The sequence below is a fragment of the Providencia sp. Me31A genome (assembly GCF_050487165.1).
In the GTDB taxonomy this organism is placed as follows: domain Bacteria; phylum Pseudomonadota; class Gammaproteobacteria; order Enterobacterales; family Enterobacteriaceae; genus Providencia.
In genome coordinates this window covers 20,239-39,033 of sequence record NZ_JBKQGZ010000016.1, presented here as the reverse complement: position 1 = coordinate 39,033, position 18,795 = coordinate 20,239, and the positions used below count along the sequence as shown (strand labels likewise).

12 protein-coding genes are annotated in these 18,795 nt (G+C 42.7%); 10 read left to right on the top strand and 2 right to left on the bottom strand.

The annotated features are described in order from the left end of the window. Window positions 1-345 precede the first annotated feature (345 nt). From secE to ACLPIE_RS14090, 9 genes are all read left to right on the top strand, one after another. Window positions 346-732 (top strand): preprotein translocase subunit SecE, encoded by a 387-nt coding sequence (gene secE / locus ACLPIE_RS14130; RefSeq protein WP_430262434.1) that lies wholly within the window; start codon window positions 346-348, stop codon window positions 730-732. Next, window positions 733-1,278, top strand: coding sequence for a transcription termination/antitermination protein NusG (gene nusG, locus ACLPIE_RS14125; protein ID WP_004264378.1), 546 nt, complete (start codon window positions 733-735; stop codon window positions 1,276-1,278). A gap of 177 nt (window positions 1,279-1,455) precedes the next feature. After that, the gene (gene rplK, locus ACLPIE_RS14120) at window positions 1,456-1,884 is read left to right on the top strand and encodes a 50S ribosomal protein L11 (protein WP_042849046.1); all 429 of its coding nucleotides are present in this window, start codon (window positions 1,456-1,458) and stop codon (window positions 1,882-1,884) included. A 4-nt stretch (window positions 1,885-1,888) separates the two neighbouring features. Further along, complete coding sequence (rplA, locus tag ACLPIE_RS14115) at window positions 1,889-2,590, top strand: 50S ribosomal protein L1 (protein WP_430262433.1); 702 nt, start codon at window positions 1,889-1,891, stop codon at window positions 2,588-2,590. 324 nt (window positions 2,591-2,914) lie between these two features. Next, the gene (rplJ, locus tag ACLPIE_RS14110) at window positions 2,915-3,412 is read left to right on the top strand and encodes a 50S ribosomal protein L10 (RefSeq protein ID WP_102140205.1); all 498 of its coding nucleotides are present in this window, start codon (window positions 2,915-2,917) and stop codon (window positions 3,410-3,412) included. A 60-nt stretch (window positions 3,413-3,472) separates the two neighbouring features. Next, window positions 3,473-3,841, top strand: coding sequence for a 50S ribosomal protein L7/L12 (rplL, locus tag ACLPIE_RS14105; protein ID WP_430262432.1), 369 nt, complete (start codon window positions 3,473-3,475; stop codon window positions 3,839-3,841). 359 nt (window positions 3,842-4,200) lie between these two features. After that, window positions 4,201-8,229: a DNA-directed RNA polymerase subunit beta gene (gene rpoB, locus ACLPIE_RS14100; RefSeq protein ID WP_430262431.1), complete on the top strand. Its 4,029-nt coding sequence runs from the start codon at window positions 4,201-4,203 to the stop codon at window positions 8,227-8,229. A 108-nt stretch (window positions 8,230-8,337) separates the two neighbouring features. After that, window positions 8,338-12,561: a DNA-directed RNA polymerase subunit beta' gene (gene rpoC, locus ACLPIE_RS14095; protein ID WP_430262430.1), complete on the top strand. Its 4,224-nt coding sequence runs from the start codon at window positions 8,338-8,340 to the stop codon at window positions 12,559-12,561. Between the two features lie 367 nt (window positions 12,562-12,928). Continuing rightward, the gene (locus ACLPIE_RS14090) at window positions 12,929-13,843 is read left to right on the top strand and encodes a VWA domain-containing protein (protein WP_430262429.1); all 915 of its coding nucleotides are present in this window, start codon (window positions 12,929-12,931) and stop codon (window positions 13,841-13,843) included. Between the two features lie 107 nt (window positions 13,844-13,950). Here the strand turns inward: ACLPIE_RS14090 and dcuC are convergent, their stop codons facing one another. Together dcuC and pepT are read right to left on the bottom strand one after the other, a co-directional pair. After that, window positions 13,951-15,324 carry a C4-dicarboxylate transporter DcuC gene (gene dcuC, locus ACLPIE_RS14085; protein WP_430262428.1) on the bottom strand — a complete coding sequence of 458 codons (1,374 nt, stop codon included), beginning with the start codon at window positions 15,322-15,324 and terminating at the stop codon, window positions 13,951-13,953. After that, window positions 15,321-16,574, bottom strand: coding sequence for a peptidase T (gene pepT, locus ACLPIE_RS14080; protein ID WP_430262427.1), 1,254 nt, complete (start codon window positions 16,572-16,574; stop codon window positions 15,321-15,323). Before pepT ends, dcuC begins: the two co-directional genes overlap by 4 nt. Before the next feature lie 867 nt (window positions 16,575-17,441). Here pepT and ACLPIE_RS14075 point away from each other — a divergent pair. Further along, window positions 17,442-18,743, top strand: coding sequence for a uracil/xanthine transporter (locus tag ACLPIE_RS14075; protein WP_430262426.1), 1,302 nt, complete (start codon window positions 17,442-17,444; stop codon window positions 18,741-18,743). Window positions 18,744-18,795 lie beyond the last annotated feature (52 nt).

Here is an 18,795-nt window from a genome sequence, read left to right as displayed (position 1 = left end):
AGTTATTTTCCTGTTGGTGTAGCTGAAAATTTGCTGAGCATGCTGAAATTCCTGCGGAATGGATAGCACTTGTGAAATGGAAAGTACTGAAGAACAAATAGTACTTGCGAAATAGAATGTAGCTGCAATGGGTCGTATTTGCAGAACGGATACCGCTAATTACCTCCATTAACAAGGCTAATTGCTTTAAATCGCAGGTGATGTTATTGATATCCCAACTAAATTTTACGGGCTTGGTTTGTAGTAATTGTGGGATATGTTGGCATATTCTATTGGTTTGGCTTGGTTGTTTTACCTTTGTAAGCAAGCAGGCTTTGTACATACTTCATGGTAACAGGTTGAATTATGAGTGCGAATAGCGAAGCTCAAGGAAGTGGACGTAGTGCAGACATCTTCAAGTGGGTCATTGTCTGTGCCCTATTAATTATTGCTGTTGTTGGCAACTATTACTTCCGTCAATATAATCTCGCGCTGCGTGCTTTTGCAGTTGTGGCTGTGGTCGCTATTGCAGGTGCTGTCGCTTTATGGACAACAAAAGGTAAAGCAACACTGGCGTTTGCACGCGAAGCTCGCGTTGAGATGAGAAAAGTCATTTGGCCTACTCGCCAGGAAACATTACAAACTACATTGATTGTTGCCGCAGTAACGGCAGTTATGTCATTAATACTGTGGGGATTAGATGGTATCCTGGTGCGTTTAGTTTCATTTATTACAAGCCTGAGGTTATTCTAAATGTCCGATTCACCTAAAAAGCGCTGGTATGTCATTCAGGCATTCTCTGGTTTTGAAGGTCGCGTAGCACAATCTTTACGTGAACATATCAAATTACATGCTATGGAAGATTCTTTTGGCGAAGTTATGGTTCCAACAGAAGAAGTTGTTGAAATCCGTAGCGGTCAGCGCCGTAAGAGTGAACGTAAATTCTTCCCAGGCTATGTCTTAGTCCAAATGGTCATGAACGATGACTCTTGGCACTTAGTACGTAGTGTACCTCGTGTAATGGGGTTCATTGGTGGAACGTCAGATCGCCCAGCTCCAATTAGCGATAAAGAAGTTGATGCCATTATGAACCGTTTACAACAAGTTGGTGATAAACCACGTCCGAAAACACTGTTTGAGCCGGGTGAGATGGTTCGTGTTAGTGAAGGTCCATTTGCTGACTTTAACGGTGTTGTTGAAGAAATTGATTATGAAAAGAGCCGCTTAAAAGTCTCTGTTTCTATCTTTGGTCGTGCAACTCCAGTCGAATTGGATTTTGGCCAAGTCGAAAAAGCCTAATTTAAACGACAAACTGACTTGCAAAAGGCGTGAAATTTGACTACAATTTCGCGCCTTTTGTTTTTATGTTTTGGTTATTTGGGCATCTTAATTGAGCTTAAAATGACCGAGGCATGTTTAATGTAACGGGGAGCCTTGCAAACCGTAAGGCGCTATCACCCATCTAGAGGAAATATCATGGCTAAGAAAGTTCAAGCCTACGTTAAGCTGCAAGTTGCAGCTGGTATGGCGAACCCAAGTCCACCAGTTGGTCCAGCTCTGGGTCAACAAGGTGTTAACATCATGGAATTCTGTAAAGCGTTTAACGCAAAAACAGACAGCCTAGAAAAAGGCTTACCAATTCCAGTTGTTATTACTGTTTACGCAGACCGTTCTTTCACTTTCGTTACCAAAACTCCACCTGCAGCAGTTCTGCTGAAAAAAGCAGCTGGCGTTAAGTCTGGTTCAGGCAAGCCTAACAAAGATAAAGTTGGTAAAGTTACCTCTGCTCAGATTCGCGAAATCGCTGAAACTAAAGCTGCGGACATGACTGGTGCTGATATTGACGCGATGATGCGTTCAATTGAAGGTACTGCTCGTTCCATGGGCCTGGTCGTGGAGGACTAATACAATGGCTAAACTGACTAAGCGCATGCGCAATATTCGTGAAAAAGTTGATGCAACTAAACAGTATGACATCAATGAAGCCGTTGCACTGCTGAAAGAATTAGCGACTGCTAAATTCGTAGAAAGCGTTGACGTAGCTGTTAACCTGGGCATTGATGCTCGTAAATCTGATCAGAACGTTCGTGGTGCAACTGTGCTGCCACACGGTACTGGCCGTTCAGTTCGCGTTGCTGTGTTCGCACAAGGCGCAAATGCTGAAGCTGCTAAAGCTGCTGGCGCTGAACTGGTTGGTATGGAAGATCTGGCTGATAAAATCAAAGCTGGCGAAATGGACTTTGACGTTGTTATTGCTTCTCCAGATGCAATGCGCGTTGTTGGCCAATTAGGTCAAGTTTTAGGCCCACGTGGTCTGATGCCAAACCCGAAAGTTGGTACTGTAACGCCAAACGTTGCTGAAGCTGTTAACAATGCTAAAGCAGGTCAGGTTCGTTATCGTAACGACAAAAACGGAATCATCCACACCACTATTGGTAAAGTTGATTTCGACGCTGACAAATTGAAAGAAAACTTAGAAGCTCTGCTGATTGCGCTGAAAAAAGCAAAACCAGCTTCTGCTAAAGGTGTTTTCATCAAGAAAGTTAGCCTGTCAACCACTATGGGTGCAGGTGTTGCTATCGACCAAGCAGGTCTGTCAGCAACAGTTTAATTTCCATAGCCTCGGCTAATGGGTAATTAGACTTTACCTTTGCGTCAATTTTGTATAAAATTTGACGCCTTGAGTTTGTTGGGTATAGAAATGTATCCAACAAACCACAAATTTCGGTATGGAGTCTGGCCTTTCCAGACCCCGTCCAAGACCGCAGGTGTGGTTATAATAGCTACTTAATTTACCTGCGTAGACGGTGACAGAGATACCTAGAATTTAATTCTGGATTTCTATTCTGCTCACCGTGTTTTAGCGCTCAACACATGTTGTGTTTGAGTGATGTGAGTCCCGGGGTTTCCCGGTTAATCCAGGAGCAAGAAGCTAATGGCACTAAATCTTCAAGACAAACAAGCGATTGTTGCTGAAGTCAGCGAAGTAGCCAAAGGCGCGCTTTCTGCAGTTGTTGCTGATTCACGCGGCGTAACTGTAGCAAAAATGACTGAACTGCGTAAAGCAGGTCGCGAAGCTGGCGTTTATATCCGTGTTGTTCGTAACACACTGATTCGCCGTGCTGTTGAAGGTACTTCTTACGATGTACTGAAAGACGTGTTTGTCGGTCCTACCTTAATTGCTTTCTCTAACGAACATCCGGGCGCTGGCGCTCGTCTGTTCAAAGAGTTCGCGAAAGCGAATCCAGCATTTGAGATTAAAGCTGCGGCCTTTGAAGGTGAGTTAATCCAAGCGAAAGATATCGATCGTCTGGCAACTCTCCCAACTTACGATGAAGCAATCGCACGCCTGATGGCAACCATGAAAGAAGCCGCTGCCGGCAAATTGGTTCGTACTCTGGCTGCTCTGCGCGATCAGAAAGAAGCTGCATAAGCCCTTTCCTTCGTTGCTTTTTAACGTATAAACTATTTCTGAATTTTAGGAACACTTGTTATGTCTATCACTAAAGACCAAATCCTTGATGCAGTTGCAGAAATGTCTGTAATGGACGTTGTTGAACTGATTACTATGATGGAAGAAAAATTCGGCGTTTCTGCTGCTGCAGCTGTTGCTGCTGCTCCAGGTGCTGCTGCTGAAGCTGCTGAAGAAAAAACTGAATTCGACGTTGTACTGTCAGCTGTTGGCGGTAACAAAGTTGCAGTTATCAAAGCAGTTCGCGGTGCAACCGGCCTTGGCTTGAAAGAAGCTAAAGATATGGTAGAATCTGCTCCAGCTACTATTAAAGAAGCTGCAAGCAAAGATGAAGCTGAAGCTCTGAAAAAATCTCTTGAAGAAGCAGGTGCTTCTGTTGAACTTAAATAAGTTCAATTACAAGAACGCAGCCTAATTTGATTAGGCTGATGGCTGGTGATTTTTTAATCACCAGCCTTTTTGCGCTGTAAAGCGTGATGGGTGTTAACAGCTTTTCACGCAGTTTTAATGTTAACAACAACCCTCCAATACTTCTTTCTATTGACGACTTAATATACTGTGTTCTTAGTTACGACCCACTCGGGTAGCTCGGTAGCAAAAGTAACGCAATGAAATGATTTAAGAGTAATAGCAATGAGTATTAAGGAAAGTATTCATTTTCCGTTTCTAATATAAAAACGCGTTGCGGTTCAGTCTCTTACTTTAAGAGCTAACCACTTGGGTCACTGATCAACGAGCTGAGGAAACCAATGGTTTACTCCTATACCGAGAAAAAACGTATTCGTAAGGATTTTGGTAAACGTCCACAAGTTCTGGATATACCTTATCTCCTTTCTATCCAACTTGACTCGTTCCAGAAGTTTATCGAGCAAGATCCAGATGGCCAGAATGGGCTGGAAGCAGCTTTCCGTTCTGTGTTTCCAATTCAGAGCTATAGCGGTAATGCTGAATTACAATATGTCAGCTATCGTTTAGGCGAGCCTGTTTTTGATGTTAAAGAATGTCAAATTCGCGGTGTAACTTACTCTGCGCCTTTACGTGTGAAATTACGCCTCATCGTTTATGAGCGTGAAGCACCGGAAGGTACTGTTAAAGACATCAAAGAACAAGAAGTTTACATGGGTGAAATTCCACTCATGACTGAAAACGGAACTTTCGTTATCAACGGTACTGAGCGTGTTATCGTTTCTCAGTTACACCGTAGTCCAGGTGTATTCTTTGACAGCGATAAAGGTAAAACACACTCTTCAGGTAAAGTGTTATATAACGCACGTATTATCCCTTACCGTGGTTCATGGCTTGATTTCGAATTTGACCCGAAAGATAACCTGTTTGTACGTATTGACCGTCGCCGTAAATTACCTGCGACCATTATTCTACGTGCAATGGATTACAATACTGAAGAAATCTTAAATCTGTTCTTCGAAAAAACTGTATTCCAAATCCGCGATAACAAACTGATGATGACGTTGGTCCCTGAGCGTCTGCGTGGTGAAACTGCTTCTTTTGATATCGAAGCGAACGGTAAAGTCTATGTAGAAAAAGGCCGCCGTATCACTGCTCGCCATATTCGTCAGTTAGAAAAAGAAGAAGTCAATAGCATTGAAGTGCCTGTTGAATATATCGCAGGTAAAGTTGTTGCTAGAGACTATATTGATGAAAGCACCGGTGAGCTGATTTGTGCAGCGAACATGGAGCTTTCTTTAGATATGTTGGCGCGTCTGAGCCAGTCAGGTCATAAAACAATCGAAACATTGTTTACTAATGACCTAGACCACGGTGCTTACATTTCTGAAACCGTTCGTGTCGACCCAACTAACGATCGTCTGAGTGCATTGGTAGAAATCTACCGCATGATGCGTCCTGGTGAGCCACCAACACGCGAAGCTGCTGAGAACCTGTTCGATAACTTATTCTTCTCTGAAGATCGTTACGACTTGTCTGCAGTAGGTCGCATGAAGTTCAACCGTTCATTGAACCGTGAAGAAATCGAAGGTTCAGGTATCCTGAGTGAAGAAGACATCATTGATGTTATGCGTAAACTCATTGATATCCGTAATGGTAAAGGCGAAGTGGATGATATCGACCACTTAGGTAACCGTCGTATTCGTTCCGTTGGCGAAATGGCTGAGAACCAATTCCGTGTAGGTCTGGTTCGTGTTGAGCGTGCAGTGAAAGAGCGTCTTTCTCTGGGCGACCTCGATGCATTAATGCCACAAGATATGATCAACGCGAAACCAATTTCAGCCGCAGTGAAAGAGTTCTTTGGTTCTAGCCAGCTGTCCCAATTTATGGACCAGAACAACCCACTGTCTGAAATTACGCACAAACGTCGTATCTCTGCATTAGGCCCAGGTGGTTTGACGCGTGAGCGCGCAGGCTTCGAAGTCCGTGACGTTCACCCAACTCACTACGGTCGTGTTTGTCCAATCGAAACGCCTGAAGGTCCGAACATCGGTCTGATCAACTCATTATCTGTTTATGCACAGACCAATGAGTACGGTTTCTTAGAAACCCCATACCGTTTAGTTCGCGATGGTTTAGTGACAGACGAAATCCACTATCTGTCTGCAATTGAAGAAGGTAACTTCATCATTGCTCAGGCGAATACCGTTTTAGGTGATGATGGTAGCTTCGTTGAAGAACTGATTACTTGCCGTAACAAAGGTGAATCAAGCTTATTCAGCCGTGATCAGGTTGAATATATGGACGTTTCGACTCAACAGGTTGTTTCTGTTGGTGCGTCACTGATCCCATTCCTTGAACACGATGATGCCAACCGTGCATTGATGGGTGCGAACATGCAACGTCAAGCGGTTCCTACTTTACGTGCTGACAAACCATTGGTTGGTACTGGTATGGAACGTGCGGTAGCGGTTGACTCAGGTGTTACTGCTGTTGCTAAACGTGGTGGTTCAGTTCAGTACGTTGATGCTTCTCGTATCGTCATTAAAGTTAACGAAGATGAGATGTATCCGGGCGAAGCGGGAATCGATATTTATAACCTGACTAAATATACTCGTTCTAACCAAAATACCTGTATTAGCCAGATGCCTTGTGTATCTTTAGGCGAACCAGTTGAACGTGGTGACGTGTTAGCGGATGGTCCTTCAACAGACCTCGGTGAGTTAGCACTTGGTCAAAACATGCGCGTGGCGTTCATGCCGTGGAATGGTTATAACTTCGAAGACTCCATCTTAGTTTCTGAGCGTGTTGTTCAAGAAGACCGTTTCACAACTATTCACATTCAAGAGCTCTCTTGCGTGTCGCGTGACACGAAATTGGGGCCTGAAGAAATCACTGCGGATATTCCAAACGTCGGTGAAGCTGCTCTGTCTAAACTGGATGAATCCGGTATCGTTTATATCGGTGCAGAAGTGAAAGGCGGCGACATTCTGGTTGGTAAAGTAACACCTAAAGGTGAAACTCAATTAACGCCAGAAGAGAAACTGTTACGTGCTATCTTCGGTGAAAAAGCATCAGACGTTAAAGATTCTTCTTTACGCGTTCCTAACGGCGTTTCTGGTACGGTTATTGACGTACAAGTATTTACCCGTGACGGTGTAGAGAAAGATAAACGTGCATTAGAGATCGAAGAAACTCAGTTACGTGATGCGAAGAAAGACTTAACAGAAGAGCTGCGTATTTTCGAAGCAGGTCTGTTTGCTCGTATCCGTTCTGTACTGGTTAATGGCGGAATTGAAGCTGAAAAACTGGACAAATTGCCTCGCGACCGTTGGTTAGAGTTATCTTTAGCTGATGAAGAGAAGCAAAACCAGTTAGAGCAATTAGCTGAACAGTACGACGAACTGAAATCTGAGTTCGAGAAAAAACTCGATGCGAAACGTCGTAAAATTACCCAAGGTGATGACTTAGCACCTGGTGTACTGAAAATTGTTAAGGTTTATCTGGCTGTTAAACGTCAGATCCAACCGGGTGATAAAATGGCGGGACGCCATGGTAACAAAGGTGTTATCTCAAAAATCAACCCAGTTGAAGACATGCCTTACGATGAAAATGGTAACCCAGTTGACATCGTTCTGAACCCACTGGGCGTACCATCACGTATGAACATCGGTCAGATTTTGGAAACCCACTTGGGGATGGCAGCGAAAGGTATTGGTGAGAAAATCAATGCGATGCTTAAACAGCAAGAAGAAGTTGCCAAACTGCGTGAATTTATCCAAAAAGCGTACGATTTAGGTGATGATCCACGCCAGAAAGTTGACTTGAACACTTTCTCTGACGAAGAAGTTATGCGTTTGGCTGAGAACCTGAAAAAAGGTATGCCAATTGCAACACCAGTGTTTGATGGTGCGAAAGAGAAAGAAATCAAAGAACTGCTGAAACTGGGTGGTCTACCAACTTCAGGTCAGATCACATTATTCGACGGTCGTACTGGCGAGAAATTTGAGCGTCAAGTTACCGTTGGTTATATGTACATGCTGAAACTGAACCACTTGGTTGACGATAAGATGCACGCCCGTTCAACAGGTTCTTACAGCTTGGTTACTCAGCAACCGCTGGGTGGTAAAGCGCAGTTCGGTGGTCAGCGTTTCGGGGAGATGGAAGTGTGGGCACTGGAAGCATACGGTGCAGCCTATACTCTTCAAGAAATGCTTACAGTTAAATCGGATGACGTTAACGGCCGTACGAAGATGTACAAAAACATCGTCGATGGCAGCCATCAGATGGAACCTGGAATGCCGGAGTCTTTCAACGTATTGCTGAAAGAAATCCGTTCACTGGGTATCAACATCGAGCTGGAAGACGAGTAATTCGTTTTGTGCCGGAAGGTTCGCCTTTCGGCACATGTAAGCACTGGGATTTGGGGAGAGTGGCTTTGAACACTCACCTAACAGGTCTAACTCCGACAGGAGCATTTTGTGAAAGACTTAATTAAGTTTCTGAAAGCGCAAACCAAGACCGAAGAGTTTGATGCTATCAAAATTGCTCTGGCATCACCTGATATGATCCGTTCATGGTCATTCGGTGAAGTTAAAAAGCCAGAAACCATTAACTACCGTACGTTCAAACCTGAGCGTGACGGCCTTTTCTGTGCGCGTATTTTCGGGCCAGTAAAAGACTATGAATGTCTGTGCGGTAAGTACAAACGTTTAAAACACCGTGGTGTGATTTGTGAGAAGTGTGGCGTTGAAGTTACACAGACCAAAGTCCGTCGTGAGCGTATGGGGCATATTGAACTTGCATCTCCGACTGCACACATTTGGTTCTTAAAATCACTGCCATCCCGTATCGGTTTGCTGCTTGATATGCCACTGCGTGATATCGAACGCGTTCTGTACTTTGAATCATATGTGGTTGTTGAAGGCGGTATGACCAGCCTTGAGCGTGCACAGATTCTGACAGAAGAGCAATATTTAGATGCGCTGGAAGAGTTCGGTGACGAATTTGATGCGAAAATGGGTGCGGAAGCAATCCAAGGCCTGTTGAAAAACCTCGATCTTGAGAACGAGTGTGAAACGCTGCGCGAAGAGTTAAACGAAACTAACTCTGAAACCAAGCGTAAGAAGCTGACTAAGCGTATCAAACTGTTGGAAGCATTCATTCAATCTGGTAACAAACCAGAGTGGATGATCTTAAACGTGTTACCTGTATTACCACCAGATCTGCGTCCGTTAGTTCCACTCGATGGCGGTCGTTTCGCAACATCAGATCTGAACGATCTGTATCGTCGCGTAATCAACCGTAATAACCGTCTGAAACGTCTTCTGGATCTGGCTGCGCCAGATATCATCGTACGTAACGAAAAACGTATGCTGCAAGAAGCCGTTGATGCCCTGTTAGATAACGGTCGTCGTGGTCGCGCAATCACAGGTTCTAACAAACGTCCTCTGAAATCTTTGGCAGATATGATCAAAGGTAAACAGGGTCGTTTCCGTCAGAACTTACTTGGTAAGCGTGTTGACTACTCAGGTCGTTCTGTTATCACCGTAGGTCCATACCTGCGTCTGCATCAGTGCGGTCTGCCGAAGAAAATGGCTCTTGAATTATTTAAACCATTTATCTATGGCAAATTAGAATTACGTGGTCTGGCAACAACCATCAAAGCTGCGAAGAAAATGGTTGAGCGCGAAGAAGCGGTTGTTTGGGATATCTTGGATGAAGTTATCCGTGAGCACCCAGTTATGCTGAACCGTGCACCAACACTTCACCGTCTGGGTATCCAAGCTTTTGAACCTATTCTTATCGAAGGTAAAGCTATCCAATTGCATCCACTCGTTTGTGCGGCATATAACGCCGACTTCGATGGTGACCAAATGGCGGTACACGTTCCTCTGACTCTGGAAGCTCAGTTAGAAGCACGTGCGTTGATGATGTCAACCAACAACATCCTGTCACCAGCAAGTGGTGAGCCTATCATCGTTCCTTCTCAGGACGTTGTATTGGGTCTTTACTACATGACTCGTGACTGTGTAAACGCGAAAGGCGAGGGCATGGTATTATCCGGTCCTAAAGAAGCAGAGCGTGTTTACCGTTCAGGTCATGCTTCATTGCATGCCCGCGTTAAAGTCCGTATCACTGAAGAAGTGAAAGATTCGGAAGGTAACATCACTATCAATACTGGGTTAGTTGACACCACTGTTGGTCGTGCCATTTTATGGATGATCGTACCGAAAGGTCTGCCTTATGCGCTGGTTAACCAAGCGTTAGGCAAAAAAGCGATCTCTAAAATGCTGAACACCTGTTACCGTGTGCTGGGTCTGAAACCAACAGTAATTTTTGCTGACCAAATCATGTATACCGGTTTTGCCTATGCGGCACGCTCTGGTGCATCGGTTGGTATCGACGATATGGTTATTCCAGAGAAAAAAGCTGGAATTATCGCCGAAGCTGAAGCGGAAGTTGCAGAAATTCAGGAACAGTTCCAGTCTGGTCTGGTTACAGCAGGCGAACGTTATAACAAAGTTATCGATATCTGGGCAGCGGCAAACGAACGTGTTGCTAAAGCGATGATGGAAAACTTGTCTACCGAAGCGGTTATTAACCGTGATGGCGTAGAAGAACAGCAAGTTTCTTTCAACAGTATCTTTATGATGGCCGACTCCGGTGCTCGTGGTTCTGCCGCTCAGATCCGTCAGTTAGCGGGTATGCGTGGTCTGATGGCTAAGCCAGATGGCTCCATCATTGAAACACCAATCACGGCAAACTTCCGTGAAGGTCTAAACGTTCTCCAGTACTTTATTTCTACGCATGGTGCGCGTAAAGGTCTTGCCGATACCGCATTGAAAACAGCGAACTCCGGTTATCTGACTCGTCGTTTAGTTGACGTAGCACAGGACTTGGTTGTGACTGAAGACGACTGTGGAACTCACGAAGGTATCCTGATGACTCCGGTTATCGAGGGTGGCGACGTTAAAGAACCACTGCGTGAGCGTGTACTGGGTCGTGTGACTGCAGAAGATATCCTGATCCCAGGAACTGCGGACATTCTGGTTCCACGTAATACATTACTGCACGAAAAACTGTGTGACCTGTTAGAAGCTAACTCTGTTGACAGCGTTAAAGTTCGTTCAGTTGTAAGTTGTGAAACAGACTTCGGTGTGTGTGCTCACTGTTATGGTCGTGACCTTGCTCGTGGTCATATCATCAACAAAGGTGAAGCTATCGGGGTTATCGCAGCACAGTCAATCGGTGAGCCGGGTACACAGTTAACGATGCGTACGTTCCACATCGGGGGTGCGGCATCTCGTGCGGCGGCAGAATCTAGCATTCAAGTCCGTAACACCGGTACTCTGAAACTGGTTAACGCAAAATTCGTTACGAATTCAGAAGGCAAACTGGTTATTACATCACGTAATACAGAACTGCGTCTGATTGACGAATTCGGTCGTACAAAAGAAAGCTATAAAGTCCCTTACGGTGCGCACTTGACGAAAGGCGATGGCGACGCAGTAACGGGCGGTGAAACTGTTGCGAACTGGGACCCACATACCATGCCAGTCGTCAGTGAAGTATCGGGTATTATCAGCTTCTCTGACATGCTTGATGGTCAAACAATGACGCGTCAGACTGACGAGTTAACCGGTCTGTCTTCAATCGTTGTTCTGGATACTGCGGAACGTACCAGTGGTGGTAAAGACCTGCGTCCAGCATTGCGTGTAATTGACGCGAATGGTAACGATGTTCTTATCCCTAACACAGACATGCCTGCTCAGTACTTCTTACCGGGTAAAGCAATTGTTCAGTTAGATGATGGCATCGCAATCAATGTCGGTGATACTTTAGCGCGTATTCCACAAGAGTCTGTGGGTACGAAAGATATCACGGGTGGTCTACCACGCGTAGCTGACTTGTTCGAAGCACGTCGTCCGAAAGAGCCGGCAATCTTGGCTGAAATCAGCGGTATTATCTCGTTTGGTAAAGAAACCAAAGGAAAACGTCGTCTGGTTATCACACCATTAGATGGTAGTGATCCATACGAAGAGATGATCCCTAAATGGCGTCAGCTCAACGTATTCGAAGGTGAGATCGTTGAACGCGGTGACGTGGTTTCCGATGGTCCAGAATCTCCACACGATATTCTGCGTCTGCGTGGTGTACATGCAGTTACACGTTATATCACTAACGAGGTTCAGGAAGTTTACCGTTTACAAGGCGTTAAGATTAACGATAAACACATTGAAGTTATCGTTCGTCAGATGCTGCGTAAAGTCACTATCGCGGATGCAGGAAGTTCTGAATTCCTCGAAGGTGAACAAGTCGAGTACTCACGTGTTAAAGTTTCTAACCGTAAACTGGAATCTGAAGGTAAAATTCCAGCTAACTTTGCTCGTGACCTGTTGGGTATTACTAAGGCATCTCTGGCAACAGAATCCTTTATCTCAGCAGCATCGTTCCAAGAAACGACGCGCGTACTGACTGAAGCAGCAGTTGCTGGTAAACGTGATGAACTGCGTGGTCTGAAAGAAAACGTTATTGTTGGACGTCTGATCCCAGCAGGTACTGGTTTTGCGTATCACCAAGACCGTATCCGTCGTCGCCACTTGAATGATGTTGTAGATGCACCACAAGTGAGTGCTGATGAAGCAACAGCGAATTTAGCTGAATTGCTCAACGCAGGTTTCAGCAGTGATAACCAGAACTAATTTCTGATTTTACTGTGTGAACCGGATAGAAACCGGTACCGAAAGGTACCGGTTTTTTTATTTCTAAATTAATACAAAATAAATAACAATAAAATATTACAATACTAGCAATATTTATTAATATTTTTATCTATTTTAATTGTTGGGTTTATTTAACTAAATATTTTAAATATAAAATTTATATTAGAACAATTTTGTTTTTTATCTATCTGAATGCGTAATAGGCATTTCTATTTTTGTAATATGTTGATAAGTAAAAAATAGTGATAATAGAATGCCTCAACAGCGATAGAGGCTCCGGTGAATAACCAAAAAATAAAAATCATTATTTAGCTTATTCAATAGTAATGAATAAAAGGAATATAGAATGGATAGAAATAAAATAAATGAACCTGAGAATAATAACCAAGCAAATATCTCTAATTATCAAGAAGTATTATCGCGTTCATTAGGGGAAATAAATACATCTCAAATTGTGACAGGTAATGGGCAAATTGCATTAGATTTAGTGGTGGTCATTGATACAAGTGGTTCGATGTCTGACGAAGCTGGGGATTTAAGCAAGCAGATTGACGCCACGATAGAAGCTGCATCAGCAAAATGTCCATCGCATCTTCGTGCAACATTTTTAGGTATAGAAGGGACTTGGCCAAATACAAAATTTGATCAATCTGCCAGTGAATATCTCATAAAGAGAGGGGTGAACGAACGGGACTTACAAGCCAGAGTACCATTTAAAGAAGCCGATGGGCGAGACCACGCAGGAAATAAAGAAGATTTATGTCGTGCGGTTATTGATATTAGTAAACACTTTGATTGGCGAGATGACGCTCGTCGGGCTATTTTTGTTTTGGGTGATGAAGGAATGGATGGGGGCGGGGGCATTCTTACTCGTGCTGCAATTGCCAAAAATAATGAAGCTATCTCAGTCGCTCAAGATTTAGGAATTAAAGTGTATACCTATCAAGGAACACCGGATGATAGCCTAACCAATCTGGATCGCTTTCCAACCTTAGCAGATAGAGACAATGTGACCAGAGAATATGAACGTTTAGCGAAAGAAACCGATGGGCGAGCGTATATTTATACGACGGGTATTGCGAATTTTTCGCTGGTGCTACAGGAAATATTGTGTGATAGCTTAACCCCTCCGGTAAAAACAGATAGAAGGTTTGCAGAATGTGATTCCGTTTGTGAAAACTTGCCTCTCATTATTAATACAGTAAATACTCTATCCGATATTATAAAAAAAACCATAGACTCTTGTTGCTCGAGATATTAAGCATGATCACCAAGCAGGTTGCCAGTTTAAACACTAAAATAGAAAGGTCGTTGTAAAGTAAAAAGCGGGAATGGTTCCCCGCTTTAATTATTTGATGGTTAAAGTCATTAATAAAAAATGCCAATAATTGCACAGTGTGCGACAAAACCCACCATTAATGGCACCGCTGTTCGTTTCACAACATCAAAAGGTTGCAGTTTTGCACCACTGGATACGGCAATTATCACCCCTGCAACCGGAGACATACCTCGCCCCATGTGTGAGGCTTGTTGCATTGGTAGGATCATGGCAATAGGGTTAACGCCCATACTGTGTGCAATTTGCGGAATTAATTCAACGAATGCCAGAAATGGTGCATTACCTGAACCCATGATAATTGCGGCTGCCAGAGTCACGAGAGCGAAGACGATCGCCATCGCAAATGGGGGTAAACCAACCGATTCAGCACCAAGTATCAATTGGTCTATTGCGCCGCTGACTTTAATACCATGAGCAAATACACCCGCTGCAACGAGCAGACCAACAACATTACTGAATGCATGTCCCATCCCATTTAAAAAAGTTTGGAAGCCATTGCAGACCATTTTGAAGTTACGCACTCGTGCTGTTTCAATGACCATACAAATTGCCATCGCAATCAATACAATGGTAACAACATCGAGGTGAATGCCGTCAAAGAACAGGTTTGATGTACCAACCGCCATAATGATAGGTAGCATCGGCAAAATTGCATAGTAGCCAGGGACTGATTTTGCTGTTACTTCTTTATCGTGGGATTGCACCGCTTTACCAATCTCAGGGACAAAGCCTTGTTTGCGGTCACAATGGCGCTGCCAGAAAATATGAGTAATACCCACGACCAGAACAGTGGCTAAAGCCGCTGGACCTTGGTAATAAAGAACATATTCAACTACGGACATATCGACCGCTTTTGCACCACGAATAGCATCAATCGCCGTTGGTGTATAGGCAACACCAAGGGATGTCGCGATAACCCCAGCCGCAGAAGCAGGTGATAGCCCCAAACCAATCATGATTGGGAACATGGTACCCATTAACAACACCGCTAAGCCTGTTGCTGATGGGATAGCTAATTGTAGGATACTCGCAAGCAAGAAGGAGAAAAACAGTAATACGTAAGGTGAACGCATATTTTTCAATGGCTTAGTCGCAACTCGAACTACGGCTTCGTTTGCGCCAATATGGTCCATATAGTGAGCAAAACCCATCAGCGCCATGATCATCAAGCCGAGATCAGCAGCACGGCTACTGAAGAGATCACGCATTACTTCGAATGGGTCGAGCCAAGTTATCCCTGTAGTTGCGACATTTTTCGGTAGGATAGGCCCCCAGCCAAGGGCTAGGGTACAGATCATTAAAACTAAACCAGCAATAAGTAACACGGGTTCAGCTTTGTATCCTTTCAAAATAAAGCGAGCAACCAAAACAACGATAATGAGAACCGTTAGAATTGGGATCATGCTTTAGCTCCTGGTTTAAAACGCTCTGCCGTGATTTGGACAACTTGTTTTAAAACATCGCTTGCCGCATATAGGGATTTTACTGGTAAATATTCATAGATTGAATGGAAGTTGTGGGCACCTGTAAAAATATTCGGACAAGGTAAGCCATTTTGTGACAAGGCTGCACCATCATAGCCACCACGCATTGGGATCACTTTCGGTGTGATACCACAAGCTTGGTAGGCATCGACGGCGATATCAATTGGGTAACGATTATCCCCTTGTAGGCTGTTATAAACATTTGAATAGCGGTCAGTGAGCTTGCATTCCACACTGCCTTCACCCCACAAGCTTTCACAGTTTTCTGCTAATTTTTTCAAGAAAGCCATACGGGTACGATAGCCTTCCTCGGTGAAATCACGCACGTCCATGTTTAAAACAGTACGTGCACTATTACCGGACATTTGTTTCACCCAATAATAACCTTCGCGTCCTTCTGTGTATTCAGGAGCTTCACCACCTGGCAGCATAGCAATAAATTTTTGTGCCATTAATAACGAGTTAATTAATTTGCCTTTTGCTGACATTGGGTGAGCAGATTTACCCGTAAAGATTATCTCCGCATCGCCTGCGTTCCAGTTTTCGTATACCAACTCGCCAATACCACAGCAATCTAGGGTATAAGCAAAATCAGCGCCAAATTCTTTCACATCAAAGACTTTTGCACCGCGTAAACCTTGTTCTTCGTCTGGAACAAAACCAATTTTAATAGTGCCATGTTTTACTTCTGGATTTTGTTTGAAATATTGCAGCATATCCATGATAGAGGCAATTGCCGCTTTATCATCGGCGCCTAATAAGCTGGTTCCATCAGTGACAATAATATCATCACCAATATAGTTCTCGAGTTCTGGGAATTCGCTCTTACGCAGATAAATATTAAGCTCTTTGTTCATGCACAGGTCTTCACCAGTGTATGGTAAAATTTGTGCTTTAGTATCATTCGTTTGCTCAGCACTGGTATCTAAGTGACCAAAGAAAGCAACGGTAGGGACATCATAATCAAGATTAGAAGGTAAAGTTGCGGTGACGATGGCTGTATCACGTAATTTAATCTCCTCAACGCCTAAAGCTTCCAGCTCTTGTACCAGTTGCTTCGCAAGAACGCGCTGACCTTCTGATGATGGCATGATCCCAGCAGCACCTTTTTCCCTATTAGTGGTGGTGTTAATTTTGGTGTAAGAAATAAAACGGTCAACTATATTCATTCTTTTAATTCTCCGACATCACTTGGAATAAATTTTACATTAGTGTTATCTGTGGGTGTAATTTCATTTCACAGTAAGATTCTTTTATCATGAATAAAGACATTTTTAATATTATGTTTGTTAATTTTTTTAGAAATGATAAATGGAATATAAAATTGACAATTAATAGTAGCTTTATTCTTATAATGAATTAAAATAATCCACTTTATGCTATTCTTGTCTTTTTGTTGTTAGTTCATTGATATTAAAGTGTAATAAATTTTCTCTTATTGTGTGTTGCATTTAACAATCAACTTTATTTCTTCCTATCGTAAATTTCAATGTCATTATGTCAGATTGAATTAATTAAATTATTTTAATTTATATGATTAATTCTATGTTTTGATTCTGCAATATATAAATATAAATTTAATTAGATATTAATTTCTTATGATAGTTATATTTTAGTATAAAAAACCAATATCGTAAGGTGTTAAAACGAGCCTTACTCTGTAATTATTCCATATTAATGAGGGGTTAAGTATTTTCGCTTAATTTTTTATTGGCGAATAAAAATGAAAACGGTTGACTGCTTAAAAATAATCATCGTATTTCGGGCGGTGATTTCATTGAATACCTTCAGTTTTTGAACTGTTCAATAATTCAATTACTTTTGTGATGTTCTGATTAAGAACAAATAAAGCAAATTAATAAATATAAAGAAGTAATAATGCATAATAAGGGCTATTTTAAGTATTTTTATGTAGTACTTAAGCTATTTTTTTGTCATGATATAAAAATCAAAATAGTTAATTGGTTTAAATAAATAGAAAAATCTAAATATTATGTACTCAACTGCGCAGCCAATAAAATAAGAAAGGTAACTATATGCAATATCTAGCCATTAAAAAAAATAATATTATCTCTGGTTTTCAATGGTTCTTTTTTATTTTTTGTAATACGGTCGTTATTCCCCCTACATTACAATCCGCATTTCATTTATCAGATCAAACGACATTCGTGATCACTCAATATTCTTTTTTATTAACGGCAATTGCCTGTTTATTGCAAGCCTTTCTAGGCCATAAGCGTTCGATAATGGAAGGGCCAACAGGGCTGTGGTGGGCAACGATTTTAACGGTAACGTTATCAGAGTCGACACAAGGTGTACCGCTTGAAACAATCGGTTGGAGCTTGGCCGTTGGTATTTTTCTGTCTGGTATTATTACCATTCTTATTGGAATAAGTGGTATTGGTGGGGCGTTAGCACGTTTATTTAAGCCAGGTGTGCTAGTCGTATTTATGTTCCTACTGGGCGCTCAGTTGGTGACTATTTTTTTAAAGGGAATGTTAGGGCTGCCCTTTGGTGCAGGTGGCGCTGAGGCGAGTGTGAATTATCCCATCTTTTCTCTCGCACTTGTGATCCTTATTTTGGTTATTGGCATGATTGTTTATTTACCTGCCAGTATCAGTAAATATGCATTGTTAATTGGGACGATCGTGGGTTGGGTTGCTTATAGTGTGTTATTTGGTAGTTCAGTGCCTTCCGATTCTTCTGCTAAATGGGTGCTATTTCCACTTGGAAGATCTAATGAGCTGAATATTAGTATCGTGGTAACAGCCATTTTTGCTGGGATACTCAATACTTCTAATACTTTTGGTGCTATGCGGGGAACGGACGTGTTCTATCCGAGCTCATTACCCATAAAATCACTATATCGACGTAGTTTTATTATATCGGGTGTGGTCACTTTATTAGCTGCGCCAATTGGGGTAGTGCCTTATTCTCCTTTTGTTTCATCTATTGGTTTAATTACGCAAACGAAAGATAGCTCGCGCATTTCTTTTTGCATTGGTAGCTTAATTTTTCTTTGTGTGGGTGGAATTGCAGTACTTACTCAATTTTTTCGCTCACTGCCATTAGCTATTGGTAGTGCTGTCATGTTAGTAACATATCTACCTTTACTGTTTTCATCATTTTCATTTCTAGCTGATATAAAAATAAATGCACGTAATATCTATCGCCTCGCCTTGCCTATCTTTATTGGTATATTTTTGATGTCTGCGCCAGCAGCGGTGCTTAATTCGCTTCCTACAATGTTTAGTTCTCTGTTAGGGAATGGGCTTTTAATGGGGATTATATTGGCTTTAATACTCGAAAATACCATTAATTGGGACAAAATTTCTTAGGATTATTGTGGCAAAATAACCTGTGGGGAGTTAATGGGCTAACAACATGAGG